General features: G+C 33.3%; 1 protein-coding gene and 1 pseudogene. Both read left to right on the top strand.

The features are described 5' to 3' along the window. Positions 1–412 (top strand): type IV secretion system protein (locus tag ACFINA_RS09705; RefSeq protein WP_375615531.1); only part of this gene is annotated, 412 nt, incomplete at its 5' end. Positions 413–595: 183 nt separating this feature from the next. Then, a pseudogene (locus ACFINA_RS09700) lies at positions 596–741 on the top strand (trwi protein); the annotation flags it as partial.

Genomic DNA, 741 nt, shown 5'->3' with positions numbered 1-741 from the left:
GCTCTATAAGAAGAATCTGCTTTTAAGGGAATCATATCAAAAGATATTGGAGGAAGAAAACAAAATTTCTGGGACTTTTGATCAAATGAGCAAAGCTATTTCTGAGCATTTACAATCTGTATCGGTTCTAGATAAAGTTGTGAATTTGAAAAGTTTTGAACATGCAGAAAATCGTTTTCAATACCTCAGAGATCTATTAGATGAAGTTCAAAAAAAAGAAAACCTGAAAGATACTGCAGATCTTCAAGCACATATCGATGGTTCGTTAGCCATGATCCAAAATGAATTTATAAAGATGGAAATGGTAGCGCATTTACGTGACGCTGAATACTCACTTATCAAAAGGAAAAGACGCGAACTTGATATGGAAATTTTTGATCATGAAAAAAAAGAGATGCCTACCATACGATGAAAACAAAAGCCACTGTAGAAGGTTCAGTACTCTCTGAACAATCAAGAGAGACACAAATATTTTATCAAAGCCAAGATATCGTGCTGAAAACACTTAGGTAATGTATAAATGAAAATGAGGCGTTTAGCATATATCTATGTTCCAAGGTGATAAAAAATTGAAAATTCGTTAAAGAGGAATTCCATGGACTTTACTGTGTTCACGCAACTTTTCAATAAAATTGATCAGATAACAAAAACATATGTCACAGACATTTCCTCAAAAGCAATTGTTACAATTACACCTTTCGTTTCAATTGGAATCACGATCGCTTTCATCATCTATGGATG

The organism is Bartonella sp. AC10YNML, from assembly GCF_042196825.1.
GTDB lineage: Bacteria > Pseudomonadota > Alphaproteobacteria > Rhizobiales > Rhizobiaceae > Bartonella.
The sequence above is the reverse complement of the archived record's forward strand: the minus strand, read 5'-3'. Positions and strand labels throughout refer to the sequence as shown.